The organism is Vicinamibacteria bacterium, assembly GCA_035620555.1.
Taxonomy (GTDB): domain Bacteria; phylum Acidobacteriota; class Vicinamibacteria; order Marinacidobacterales; family SMYC01; genus DASPGQ01.
Window position 1 is genome coordinate 1 of the sequence record DASPGQ010000148.1, and the last position, 13,040, is coordinate 13,040.

Annotated in this window: 9 protein-coding genes; 3 read left to right on the forward strand and 6 right to left on the reverse strand. The window is 62.5% G+C overall.

Translation table 11 applies throughout. From position 1 onward, the window contains the following. The coding region (locus VEK15_05795) for a diguanylate cyclase (GenBank protein ID HXV60186.1) at positions 1–1,718 on the reverse strand (1,718 nt) is incomplete at its 3' end. Between the two features lie 512 nt (positions 1,719–2,230). Between VEK15_05795 and VEK15_05800 the strand changes: the two genes are divergently transcribed. Continuing rightward, complete coding sequence (locus tag VEK15_05800) at positions 2,231–2,551, forward strand: hypothetical protein (GenBank protein ID HXV60187.1); 321 nt, start codon at positions 2,231–2,233, stop codon at positions 2,549–2,551. A 391-nt stretch (positions 2,552–2,942) separates the two neighbouring features. Here the strand turns inward: VEK15_05800 and VEK15_05805 are convergent, their stop codons facing one another. Further along, complete coding sequence (locus tag VEK15_05805; protein ID HXV60188.1) at positions 2,943–3,746, reverse strand: CDP-alcohol phosphatidyltransferase family protein; 804 nt, start codon at positions 3,744–3,746, stop codon at positions 2,943–2,945. 32 nt (positions 3,747–3,778) lie between these two features. Here VEK15_05805 and VEK15_05810 point away from each other — a divergent pair, with 32 nt between their 5' ends. Next, on the forward strand, positions 3,779–4,693 hold the full coding sequence (locus VEK15_05810; protein ID HXV60189.1) for a diacylglycerol kinase family protein: 915 nt from the start codon (positions 3,779–3,781) through the stop codon (positions 4,691–4,693). Here the strand turns inward: VEK15_05810 and VEK15_05815 are convergent, their stop codons facing one another. Genes VEK15_05815 through VEK15_05830 form a run of 4 tightly spaced genes read right to left on the reverse strand, consistent with a single transcriptional unit; the run spans position 4,694 to position 12,367 of the window. Next, positions 4,694–5,701 (reverse strand): NAD-dependent epimerase/dehydratase family protein, encoded by a 1,008-nt coding sequence (locus VEK15_05815; GenBank protein ID HXV60190.1) that lies wholly within the window; start codon positions 5,699–5,701, stop codon positions 4,694–4,696. Between the two features lie 3 nt (positions 5,702–5,704). Continuing rightward, the gene (locus VEK15_05820; protein HXV60191.1) at positions 5,705–10,081 is read right to left on the reverse strand and encodes an AMP-binding protein; all 4,377 of its coding nucleotides are present in this window, start codon (positions 10,079–10,081) and stop codon (positions 5,705–5,707) included. Between the two features lie 4 nt (positions 10,082–10,085). Continuing rightward, positions 10,086–11,681 (reverse strand): lactate racemase domain-containing protein, encoded by a 1,596-nt coding sequence (locus VEK15_05825; protein HXV60192.1) that lies wholly within the window; start codon positions 11,679–11,681, stop codon positions 10,086–10,088. 20 nt (positions 11,682–11,701) lie between these two features. Then, the gene (locus VEK15_05830) at positions 11,702–12,367 is read right to left on the reverse strand and encodes an HAD-IB family hydrolase (GenBank protein HXV60193.1); all 666 of its coding nucleotides are present in this window, start codon (positions 12,365–12,367) and stop codon (positions 11,702–11,704) included. 124 nt (positions 12,368–12,491) lie between these two features. On the opposite strand from VEK15_05830, the gene VEK15_05835 reads away from it, so the two are divergent. Continuing rightward, positions 12,492–13,040, forward strand: a 549-nt coding sequence (locus VEK15_05835) for a beta-ketoacyl-ACP synthase 3 (protein HXV60194.1), incomplete at its 3' end; no start/stop codon positions are given.

Genomic DNA, 13,040 nt, shown 5'->3' on the forward strand with positions numbered 1-13,040 from the left:
ACCAGGCGCGCCGGATCGATCTCCGCCGCGCTAAGGGCACCCTCGGTGAGTGCGGCGACGTTGGGATCGCTGATCGACTTGCCCGAGAGGTTGACATGGAGCACGAGCCGGCGACCGCCGCGCTCATGCTCGGCGATGAGCTTTATCGCCTGGCGCGCGACCCAGCAGTCGATGGCCTGGATCAGCCCGAAACGCTCGGCAACGTAGAGAAACGCGCTGGGCGGGAGCGGCTCGCCCCCTTCATCGGACTCGAGCCGCAGCAGGACCTCGTACTGGTTGACCTCGTTTTTCCTGAGATCGAGGATCGGTTGGCCGTAGAGGATGAAGCGTTCCTCTTCGAGCGCCGTGCGGAGCCGCTCCGCGTCCGCCAGCCGCGCCGACACCCGTTTCCGGCTGCCCCTGCCCGGCTGGTGCAGGGCGAAGCGATTTCGCCCCGCCCGCTTGGCTTCGTACATCGCCTGGTCGGCGCACGCCAGCACTTCTGCCGCGGAGAGGCCGTCGAACAAGGCCACTCCCGCGCTGGCCGTGATTCGGATCGACTGGTCACCAAGCACCGCGACGTGCTGGCTCATGGCCTTGACGATTCCGGCGGCCACCACCAGGGCCTGGTCGGCATCCGTCTGAGGAAGGAGCACGGCAAACTCGTCTCCGCCAACTCGCGCCAGGACATCCGTCTGGCGAATGCGATGCCTCAGTGCGCTCGCCACGCCCTTCAGCAAATCATCCCCCGCCTTATGGCCGAAGGCGTCGTTGACGTCCTTGAAGTTGTCCAGGTCTAACTCGAGCACTGCGGCCGAAGCGCCGTAGCGGGCGACCCGCTCCACTTCCCGGGAAAGCTCGAGCTCGAAACGGCGCCGGTTGAAGAGCCCCGTCAGGAAGTCGTGATCGATCAGGTACTCGAGGCGCTCCGAAAGCTCCCTGCGCTCGGAGATGTCCTGAACCTGGGAGACGAGGTGGAGGGCTCTGTCCTGATCGTTGCGGACGAGCGAGACGGTCTGCAGCACCCAACAATAATGGCCGCGGGCGTGGCGGTAGCGTTTTTCGATCTGGAAGCTGGTGACCTGGCCGTCGAGCAGCTTTCGCCGAGAGTCCTGGTCGAGATCGCGGTCCTCGGGATGGGTGATTGCCTCGAGCGTCGTCGCCTTCAACTCTTCGGCGGTGTGCCCGGTGATCCGGCACAGCGCGTCGTTCACCTGCAACCATCGGCCCTCCATGTCCACGAGCGCCATTCCGATCGGGGCGTTGGCGAACGCGCTCTCGAACCGCGCCCGCACCTCGCGCAGCCCCTGCTCGGCCTCTCGCCGCTCGCCCTCGAGGCGCTCGCGCTCGGCGATTCGGCGACGAAGCTCCGCGTTGGCCAATGCGAGCTTCCTCTCCGCCACCTCGTGGTCGCTAACCACGCCCTCGAAGGCCGTCAGGGAAGAGGCGAGCGGATCGAGGCGCTCGCGCAGGTACCGCTCGAGCCCATCGGGGGCGAGGTGCATGGCCTTTCCGAGGTGCTTCAGCCGACTGCCTGTTTGAACGATCAGCTCGCCACTGCGCCCCGTCCCGTCGTGGCAGAGGGCCGCACCGGTGGCTTCGAGCTCCTGGGTCCAGGCGGCCACGTACCTTTCGACCACCGCCCGGACGCCCCGGATCGCCTCTTCGACCGCCGGCCACGCTCCGGCCGTCCGGGCAGGGCCCTTCTTACCGCGCTTCGAGCGATTGCTAGGCGTCATCACTCATCGCACAAGATGAGAGTGAAAGAATATTCTATTCTAACCTCGGAGAACGGAGTCCGTCCAGCCGGCCACTCCCGGGTCCCGTTGGGAAACTACCAATAGGGGAAAGCGCCCCGCCCGGGCCCGCTCTCGCGCGACGTTGACGTCGAGTCTAGCGGCGAGCGGTATTCGTCTTTCCTCATGCGCCCAGGAGCCCTGCACGATCCGTCTTGATTCTTGTCCGCCTATTATCGAGCTACGCTCTTCTTTCGTTCTTTTCACTAAGTTAACCATTTATGGTAAATGAGGCGCTCCTGGTAGGTGGGCATAAACATTTATATAAGAACTAGATACTAGTACAGAGACTCCAGGGGGGGTTCGATTTTCCACCAATTGAAGCGGTTCGGCATATTGACAAATCATTCTGGTTAACCTATAGTGATTAACGAAAAGGACGGCTCGTTTAGCTCATCTGAAATGATTTGGCTCAGCTGACCGATTCGCCCCTCAAAACCCGAAGGAGGTTTTGTATGTACGCTAGAATCGTCAATATGAAGCTCAAGACCGATGACGGTCCGCAATTCACTCGCACGTTCGAGAACGAGGTCATTCCCGTATTGCGCAAGCAGAAGGGGTTCCGGGATGAGATTTGCTTCCTCGCTCCCGAGCGGTCGGAAGTCACCGGGATCAGTTTTTGGAACGACAGGGAGAACGCGGAGGAATACCAGCGCGCTGCGTACCCTGGAGTACTGAAGACCCTGTCGAAGTTGGTTGAGGGAACCCCAGAAGTGAAGACTTTCGAGGTCTCGAATTCGACCTTCCACAAGATCGCCGCTGGGCTAGCACCCTGAAGTAAGCACCTCTTCCCAACCGGGAAAGGGCGGTTATCGCCGCCCTTTCTTTGTCCGATTCCTCAGCCGAATCTAGGGGTCGTTTCCGGCCCCCGGAGATCTCCAAAATAACACGGGGCGAGTTCCGCGGCGTTGAAAGTCCGGAATTTGAAAGGCAGTTCTAGCTGCGCCAATGCCGTGAAGATCTCAATGGATGGGACAGGTTTTCCTGGGGATCAGCGTCGACCGAGACTCCCGACTGGACCGTTCGAGGCGGAGTCTCGCTAGCGGTCTTTTGCTGAGGTCGAGGGGCAATGGGTCATGTTGTGCAGGACGGTGGGCTCTTTCGGCGTCTCGTTGCTCAATCGCCTACAAGCACTCTCGAGAAAAGGATTGTCGCGTGCTCACTGCCTTACGGGCGCGGAATGAACAAGTGGCCGATGATGAGAAAGAGTATCAAAGCCGCGCAGAGCGTGAAGTGTGGCGCCGTAAGACGCGGGTATCTCCAGAGCCAGAACAGGCTCTTCGGCTCACGGTCGTTCAGCACCATCCGGGCGTAGAAGATTCTCTGGATGCTGATGAGGTTCGTGAAAATGGCGAGAATCCAGAGCGTAATGTGAACGTTGCTCGCCAGTAAGCCGATGATGATCGTGACGGTTCTCTCCGCCCGCTCCATGAACCCGACCTTGCATTCGGGAATGACGTTCTCGGCCCGGGCCCGAATGTAAGACGTGGTCGCGGTCCCCACGACCGTGAATCCGAAGAGGATGAGATAGAGCGTGCGCCCCGGTCCGTGGATGTGACGCAAGAGATAGACGAGGATGCCGAAGAGCATCAAGAAATCGGTATAGCGGTCGGTCACCGAGTCCAGGAAGCCGCCGAACTTCGTCGATCTTCTCGAGATGCGTGCCACGGCTCCGTCGAGCATGTCGAACGCACCCGCCGCGATGAGCACGAGTCCCGCAAGCCACTGGGTCCCGAGAAAAAGGGGCCTGAAGAGAAGGGAAACCACCACCGGCCCAGCCAAGGTCACTGCGTTCGCCGGGATGCCAATCCGAATGATGCCCCGGGCGATGCCGTCCCTGGCGAAGCCAAAAACGCCCGCCACGAGCTTCGATGCCGCTACGGCTGCCGCACGGAGGATCTCCCGCCAGCCAGGCGGCTGTTGAAGAGTGCTTTCCTTGACGCCCACGGTGGTTCCCCGCTCGATGCGCAACTTATCACAAAACTGGTATCATCTTCGACCTCTTGGCTGCTCGGAGCCTCCCTCTCGTCATCGTGAATCCCGCCAGTCGCGGCGGCGCCGGAGGGCGCGACTGGCCACACGTGGCCACGGCTCTCCGAAGCCACTTCGGTCCCTTCGAGCACCGGTTCACCGAATGTCCGGGGCACGCGACCGCGCTTGCCCGGAACGCGGGCGAGGCGGGCTACGGTCTCGTGGTGGCATTCGGCGGCGATGGGACGATCTCCGAGGTCGCCTCGGGGATCGTGACGTCGGGCCACGAGTGCACGATCGGAATTCTCCCTCACGGCACGGGATCCGACCTGGCTCGCTCCCTGGGCTTGCCGAATCGGCTCGGCGACGCCGTGCGGCTCCTGCGCTGCGGCCGCGCGATCGCGATCGATGTCGGGCGCGTGACTTTCGCTGACGGTATGGTGCGTCGGTTCGTGAATGCGACGTCGTTCGGTCTGAGCGCCGAAGTCGCTGCTCTCGTCAACGGTGCAGGTCGCGGCTACCTGCGGGGGACGGTCGCGGCCGCGCTCGCGTTCCAACCCCCGGCGGTGGAGCTTTCCCTGGATGGACGTACCCGGCGCCGGCTCTCGATCACCACGGTATCGCTTCACAACGGACGGTTCTTCGGAGGCGGCATGGAGATGGCCCCGGAGGCTCACCTCGACGACGGACGTCTCGACGTCGTGGTCGTCAAGAAGCTCCCCGTCAGAAAGCTCCTGACCCGCGCGCCTCTTCTCTACTGGGGCGCGCACCAGGGCCTGGCTGAGGTGGAGCACGGCCGGTTGGACCGGCTCGACGCATGGCCGGTCGCGGGAGACGTGCCCCTCGAGATCGACGGAGAGTCGGGCTACCGCCTCCCGGCCAGCTTCGAGGTCGAGCCGAGGAAGCTCCGGGTTCTCACCCGCCCGGCCAATCCGTGGAATCCATGACTAGCGGCGCGCTCCGTCGCGGCGCGGCAGGAGGTTCTCGCCCAGAAACTCCTTCTTGACGAAGGAGACGGTATCGAAGAGCGTCTCGTAGGGGTCGCGCGCCCGAAAGTCCAGCTCCCGCTGGGCTTTGGAGCAGTCCAGGTACCAGAACCGCTCGCCCATCTCGACACTGACGCGGTCCACCGGGGGCGTCCGATCGAGCTTTCGAAACAAGGCGTCGGCTGCCTTGCCCGCGAACGCATAGACGGGCTCGGGGAGCCGAAGGCGAGGCCCTCTGACGTGGCTGATGCGCTCGAGCTTCTCGAAAAACGTGCCGAAACTCCAGTTGGGCCCGCCGAGAAGATAACGCTCGGAAGCGCGGCCCATCGACATCGCGGCCACGAAGGCCGCGGCGACGTCTCGAACGTCGACGAAGTTGATGCCGCCAGGAGGCACGACGGGGATATCCCCGGCGACGAACTTGAGAATGTCCTCGGTAGAGGAGAGCCTCTTGTCGCCCGGTCCGAGGAGAAGGCTCGGATTCAAGATGACGAGCTCCGGGCCGCCCTCGCACTCACGGAGGGCCGTCTGTTCTTGGTAGAGCTTGCTCGTGTAGTACGGCCACTTGCCGATCCATTCGAGGGGGGGTCTAGCGGTCTCGTCGGCTATCGAATCGGGCGAATCCGAAACCGCGATCGTGCCGCTGGTCGAGGCGAGGACGATACGCTCTACACCCTTCGCTTTGGCGAGCCGGCACAGAAGGGCCGTGGCCTCGACGTGGAGTCGATACATTTCGCGGGCGTCGTCCCGGTTGCGGGAAACCTTTCCCGCCAGGTGGTAAACACGATCGACGTTTTCGAGGGCCCGTGCGACGGCGGATTCGTCTTCCACCGAGCCCCGAACCGTTTCCACGCCCTCCACCTCGTCCGACCTCGACAGAACCCGGACGTTGGCACCCTCTTCTCTCAAGCGCTCTAGAAGATGCGTACCCAGAAAGCCCGTCGCACCCGTGACGAGAGTGTTCTTCACCGGCTAACGGCCTTCGTCGGTCTCACCGACGACGACGGGCTGGCGTGTCTTGCGCTCCTGCGAAACGTTACCCCGAGCCTCGGAAATCTCGCTCTCGAGGTCGATGGGGGTTCCGTCTCGGAGCCGCTCGACGATCCGCTGCACGAGACGGGTCACCGCCCGCTCGGCGTCGGAGCGGGGAAGGCCCTCGGCAACGCGCTCCAACCGCTCGTAGGTCAGGAAGGGCCCGATGCTTGCGCTCACTTCCCGCGATTGCGGATACCAGGCCCCAGGAGGCAGAGCGCGGAAGGTCGAGAGATAGAGGGGGAGGACGCCCACCCGGGCTCGCAGCACGAGGTGGCCGAGACCTCTCTGGAAGCTCTGCAGCTCACCGGTGCGAGACCGCGTGCCCTCGGGAAAGATGAGCAGGTTGTAGCCCCGCTCGAGCAGCTCGAACGCCCATTCCAGAGACTTCCTCAACGAGCCCTTCCTCTCCATCGGTACGAGATTCGTGAAGTTCTCGAAGAACGTGCGCTTGACTCGGTTGTCGAAGAAATAATCGGCCGCCGCGAGGGCAACGAGGTTTTCTCCCGCTTCTCCCAGGGCCATCTTCACCAGGCCCATGTCCAGGTGGGACGCGTGGTTGGCCACGACGAGAAAATGCGTGTGCGCGGGGATGTTCGCCTGACCGCGAATCGCAGGCTCCAGGTAGTCGAAGTAGAACCAGTGCTGCACCGCGGAGAGCCCCTTGCGACCGACCTGCTGGAGAATCGCGGGCAGCTCGACCTTCTCGGAGGCGGAAAGGTTCTTGTCCTTCGGCCGGGAGTGGACCTCGACATCGTCGACGCCTTGCCGCCTCACGCTTTCGGCGAGCTCTCGAATCCCAGTGAGAGACATCAGCACGTCGGGCGACAGGCTGTCACCCGTTCTCGACTCGATCGCGGCGGCGAGCTCGTTGTACATGAGGCTGTCGAAGCCGAGCTCATCCAGACCGCTCTCGAACGTGACCGCTTCCCGCGGTTTTTCGGCGATACGGGCCACCAGCTCCAGAAGCCACTCCTTGTCCGCCTCGGCGGCGAGAGCCTCTCTCTCCTCGGCGCGACGTTTCTTCCGAAGCCAGTCGAGCAGCTCTCGTTTCTTGACCTTCCGCGTCGCCGTCTTGGGGAGCTCCTCGTCTCTCAGCTCGTAGATCTTGATGCGCTTGTATAGCGGGAGCTTCCCCGATATCGCCTGGATGTGCTCGTCGATTCGGCGGGCGACCTCTTCAGATCCCGAGCCGTCACGATTGGGAACCACGACGGCGGCAACCCGTTCGGCAACGCCGTCGGGAAAGCCGAGAACGGCAATCTCCTTGATTAGATCGGCGTTTCGATAGAGCTCTTCCAGCTCGTCGGGATAGACGTTCTTGCCGTTCTGGTCGATGATGATCTCCTTGGAGCGACCGACGATGAACAGGTTCCCCTCGTCGTCGATCCGCCCAAGATCTCCGGTGTAGAGCCATCCGCCCCTCAGAGCCTCTCGGGTGCTTTCCTCGTTTCCGAAATAGCCAGCCATGATGTTGGGTCCCCGAGCGATGACCTCACCGACGCCGCGTCGATCCGGGTCGTGAATCCGAATCTCGATTCCGGGAAGAGCTTTGCCGACGCTTCCCAGAACCGTCTTCTCATCGGGGCGAGTCACCGCGAGAACCGGCGACGCCTCGGTGAGTCCATAGCCTTCGAACAGATCGAAGCCGAGGCCCCGGAACGTCTTCAGGGTCGACGGTCGCAGCGCCGACCCCCCGCTGATGAGGTAGCGAATACGCCCTCCGAAGGCCAGGTGGATGGGCAGAAAAAGAAGCGGCCCGAAGTTGAGCGGTGCCTCCTCACGAAGCAGGTAGTTCGCGTCGATCAGCGCGTTCACGAGATCCGCGACCGACTCGGAGCGATCCTCGAACCGTCCGAGAATCCGCCGCTTGAGGAGATCCCAGAGTGCGGGAACGCCCACGATGCAGGTGACCTGGCCCTTCTTCAGGGCACGGTTCACGTTGTCGCCATTGACTTCGGCCAGGTAGGTGATCGCCGCCCCGCGGGAGAGCGGAAGGAGAAATCCGGCGGAGAACTCGAACGAGTGGTGAAGGGGGAGGACGCTCAACATGCCATCGTCGTGACCGATGTCGAAGATCGATAGGAGCTTCGCCACGAGACTGACGAGGTTGCGATGCGTCAGCATCACCCCCTTTGGTTTGCCGGTCGTCCCCGACGTATAGATGACCGAGGCGACGGTCGATGGCGCCACGGTTTCTGGAAGCGACGCCACCCACTTCTGCTCCGTCATCTCGTCGGTGAGCGCGAAGACGTCCTCGAAGCTCCAGACTCGAACCGGCGCGCCATTCGCGGCGAGGCGTGACGCAAGGCCCCTATGTTTGGAAAGGAGCTCCTCGCTGAGCACGATGCCGCTCGCCTCTCCCATCTCCAGCAGACGGACGATCTCGTCGGAATTGATCTCCTTTTCGAGCGGGATGACGCCGGCGCCGGTTCGGACGATGCCGAAATAGACCATGCCCCACTCCGGGCAATTCTCCGAGAGCAAGGCCACACGCCTGCCTCCCTCGATGCCGTGGCTTTTGAAAAAGGCCGCGGCGCGCAAGGTGCACTCCCGGAAATCCGCGTAGGTGTAGCGCTCCTCTCGGCCTCCCCGCTCCATGCGCATCGCCACCCGGCCGGCATGATTCTTCGTGGCGGCATCGAACAGCTCGACCAGGCTTCGATAGGTGTAAACCCGTTTGACCTTCTTCTCTGACTCGTCGAGCCGGGGAAATACCCACTTCTCCAGACCGGGAAGATGGACGTCCAGCCAATAGCGGTACCAGTCGATCTTCTCGGGCTCGAACACCAGCGAACGGTCGGTGAACCGCCGGAACAACCCCCGGGTATTGTCGGCGCGAAAGACGTAGTTGTTGTCGACGATAAAGGGCCGGAAAGTCTGATAGTGCTCTTCGCCTTCGCGGGTAAACGCCTCGAAGCCGTCGATCGCTTCTTTCGCCTGATCGAGAAGCGGCGCGAGCGGACCCACCTGGCGCGACGAAACTCTTGCGAGCGAGCGGGAAAGTCTCTTGGTCGCCTTGTGAAGGAGGGGGAGCGAGTATTTCTCGAAGCTCTCGGGCTTTACCGCCTGAGCCTCCATGCGGGAGGCGATCCGGTTCAGCAACCCGCTTCCCGACGTCTTCTGCTGAAAGTGTCGACGCTTGTACAGACCCAGAAGATCGACGAGGCGGCCGAGCCTCGAAGGATTGCAGTCCCCTGACGAAACCTGATAGACGAGCTCGGGCTCTTCGACCATCGCGAGAGCGCTCACTCCGATTACCGCGGCGGCGGCCATGTCGACCGGGATGACGTCCAGGATCACGTCGGTTTTGACCGGGAAGAGGTTCTGGCCGCGCATCGCCATGCGAACCAAAGGCGCCGTGGTGGTGAATCCCTCGTTCCATCCGGGGAAGGGGTACTCGACCGCGCTCTCGACGATGGAGGGCCGGATGATGGCGCGCCGGACGCCCTCTTCCGCGGCCACGAGCTGCTCGCCGAGGCTCTTCGTATACGTATAGATGTTTGGCCACCCCCAATCCTGGGCCTTCTGGATCCCGAGCTCGGTCAACCGAGAGCGGATCCAGTTCTTGCGCTCGCGAGCGATGGCGAGCGCGAGCGACGGGGCGTCGCCGGGATCCCGCCCCTCCTCGAGAAAGCGCCTCCTGGCAAGCTCGCGAAATCGGTCGGCGAGCGATTTGTCGCGGGACTCGTCCCTGACGCGGGCGGCGAGTCGTTCGCAATCGTCGATCTCCTTGTCGACGGAGAAGTCGGTCGTCTCCTCGGTCTTGCGGGGGAAGTAACCGACCAGGGGCTCGTTCTCCCAAACCTCACCTGAGCGATTCCCCGCCACGAAACAGGTGCTCACGTGAACGAGCGCGGGGCGTTTCATTCGTTTTGCAAAGGCCAGGGTATTGAGCGTTCCCGTGACATTCGTCTTGAGTGCCGCTTCGAGGGGCGGGTTGAACGTCACCCGCCCCGAGGAGTTGACGAGAAGATCGATATCCTCGGCCACCGCCTGGGCTCGGGCCGCTCCGAGCCCCAGGTTGTCGTGGGTGATGTCGCCTCCGACCACGACGATCTTGGCACGGAGGAAGTCCATCAACCCGTCTCCATAGCGCTTCCTCAACGGCTCGAGAGCCGGAGAAGGCACGATGGTCTCCCAGAAGCGAGCCTCGCTCTCCGCTTCGGAGCTCGCGCGCACCATCAGATAGATCCGCCCGATGCCGGGAAAACGGTCGAGCAGCAGACTCAGGCAGACCTTTCCGAGAAAGCCGGTTCCGCCGAGAAGGAAGATCCGGCGGTCCTCGAGGATCTTATTGGGGTCCAACGGATCCACGGCGCTACTCCACGTGGGGAATCACGATAGGAGGAAGATGCAACATCGTGATCTCGGCACTTCGGCCCAAATGGCTCCGGGCGTCGGCGATGGCCTCGGGCAGGCTGTCGGCTCGCTCCCACCCGAGGAGCTCGGGAACGTGCTGGTTCTCGGCGCCGGCGGCGATGATCTTGCTGACGTGACGCCGCCCGTTCTCCCCCCAGTACCACATGAAGAACGGGTGGGCCCCATGGTAGGCCGTCCCTCGGCGGTACATCGCGATGTAGCTGGGGTTCATCGCGAACTCCTCCTCGTACTTCTCCCGCAGCACGAATGCATCTCTGGTCTCGGGCAACAGGCGATGGAAGAACTCGATGTAGCTCGGATGGCGCTCAGGGTCGAAATCGTCGTAACAGGGATGACACAGAATCAAGACGCCACCTTTGCGCACCAGAGGTTTTCCCCGGTAGAGGTTGAAGAAGTAGCCTGGCCCCATGACCTGGACGAGCAGCGGGTTCAAGATGGAGTTGACGTTATAGGGCGAGATGTAGGGAACGCCCACGATGAGGATATCGCACTGTCCTTTGACCTTGACGGCGTACTGCTCGAACGAGCGCTCCAGCGTCTTCGCGTGAACCGGGTCGGTCTTCCCCGCGTAGCAGCCGATGAGCTCGTAGGCGGCGGGAATCCGGTGGAAGAAGGCTCGTTTGGCCTCCCGGGGCAGCTTCTCGGTCGCGAAGCGCGTCGCGCGCAGCTTGAGACGATCGAGCTCGGTGAAATCGTCTTCGTTCTTCCCGAGAAAGTCGAGCTCGTCCCGATACATTCGGTTGTTGAGAACGGTCTCGATATGAAAGACGTTCAGGTGCTCGTCGACGAGCCTGCCCATCCGCACGCATTTGTGGTTGAGCTCGGAGCGTTCCGGGTCCATATAACCGTCCGAGTCGATGATCGTCTGCGGCTCGTGGTGGTAAGTTAGACTCCGATAGTCGCACAGTCCCACGGTGACCGACTTGTGTCCTCCGTCCATCGGCACGAGATTGATATTGATGTAGATGACGAGGTCGCTCTCCGCGGCGCGGCGGTTGATCCGCAAATGCTCGTGGTGTGCCGTTTCCCCCAGGCTCGTCAGCCCATCGGGATCCTCGGCGTCGTGGCAGTAGTAACGGCCCGGGTAGAACGCCTGGTGGATTTCGCTTCCCACCATGCGACGCATCTCGCTCTCCGACATCTTCCGGTGAAGCGAGTTCGCCACCACGATGTGGATGTCCTCGATGCCGTGATCGGAGAGCATCTCGAGCACGATCTGAAGCGCCGTTTGACGGATGTCCGGGGTCGCCATCGGCGGGAGTGGCAGACTGATGTCGTCGAGCGCGATCGTGACGCGCATCCCCGGGCGGAGTTGGGCGTGAAGGGGATCCGTGCCCAACGGGTGGTTTAAGGCGTATCGGATGGCGCCTCTCGGGTTGGGAAGGCCTTGAATGGGCGGCTTGGGATAGATGACCCGAGTGCCGGTGGGGAGATCCTCCTCCCAGAAATCCTCGCCAAAGTGGATGACCCGCGGTGCCGAATCGGTGTCGATGGTGACTGTCGCCGGGTCGAGTTTTCGCCTAAGAACAGGCATCGGATTCGGTTCCTCCTTGACTACCTCAGGCTCACGATCGGCCAGTCGTGACGAAGTGCCGTGCTTCGCAGACGGACGTCGGGGTTGGTCGCCGTGGGATGTCCGACGACGGAAAGCATCGGCAGGTCGCTCATGCTGTCGGCGTAAGCGTAACAGTCGTTCAACGACAAGCCTTCACGCTCGGCGTAGCGGCGGATCCAGGAAGCCTTGGTAGCGCTGGCCATCACCGGGGGCTTCAGGCGACCCGTTGCCCGACCGCTTTCGAACTCCAGGCGGTTGGCCACATAATCGGTGATACCCATGTACTCCAGGAGGGGAGCGATACTCAAGTCGAGCGCGCCGGTTACGACGACCTGCCGAAGACCCATTTCCCGCGACTTTGCGAGAAGCTCGAGGGCGCCCGGATAAATCCCGGGGCGGATGACCTGGTCGAAGAGGTCCTGGGCGAGGAATCGCAGTCGGTCCTCGGATTGCCCTTTGTACCACTTGAAGAAAATGTCGTTGAACACCTTCCGACTGTAGACGTCGGCGGCGGCAAACACCGGAATTCCGAGCACCGTCTTCGCCGTCTGGGCGACGCTTCTCAGGATGCCTTGATCGTTCCGGGCATAGAAGGCAAACGCATGCACCAGGTTCGTGCGAATGAGCGTACCGTCCAGATCGTAAAAGGCTGCCGCCTTGGCCAAGATTGCTATCCTACCTCCTTTCAACCGGTTGGGTGGAGCCCTAGATATTACGCCGTCGCGGCCGGGCCCTCAACAATGAGACCCGATTGATCGGCACCCGAGGCTGAGCGTAGGATGGGCGACCATGAAACGACGCGCCACGATCACCTCGGTAGGCCGGTTCCTCCCCGACCGGATTCTCTCGAACCGCGACCTCGAAGAGATGGTGGATACCTCGGACCAGTGGATCATCGACCGTACGGGGATCCGAGAGCGTCGACTCGTCGATAGCGGAACCGGCACTTCGGAGCTCGCAGCGGCCGCCGCTCAAGAGGCGCTCGATCGTCGCGGTATTGCCGCGGATGACGTGGAGCTCATCATCGTCGGGACCATCACCCCTGACATGTTGTTCCCTTCGACCGCCTGCCTCGTACAGGACAAGCTCGGCGCCCGCCACGCGTGGGGATTCGACCTCTCGGCGGCCTGCTGTGGCTTCCTGTACTCGGTCTCGGTGGCGGCCCAGTTCATCGAGACGGGAGCGCATGAGCGGGTCCTGGTCATCGGCGCGGACGTCATGAGCAGCATCATCAATTACAAGGACCGCGCCACCTGTGTCATCTTCGGAGACGGCGCAGGTGCCATTCTCCTCGAGCCTGCTTCGGGCAACGACGAGGGGTTTCTCGGTTTCCAGCAT

Bases quoted from the DNA above. Each gene is read 5' to 3' on its own strand.
- VEK15_05800 (HXV60187.1), top strand. From the start codon at position 2,231: ATGTACGCTAGAATCGTCAATATGAAGCTCAAGACCGATGACGGTCCG.
- VEK15_05825 (HXV60192.1), bottom strand. From the start codon at position 11,681: ATGCCTGTTCTTAGGCGAAAACTCGACCCGGCGACAGTCACCATCGAC.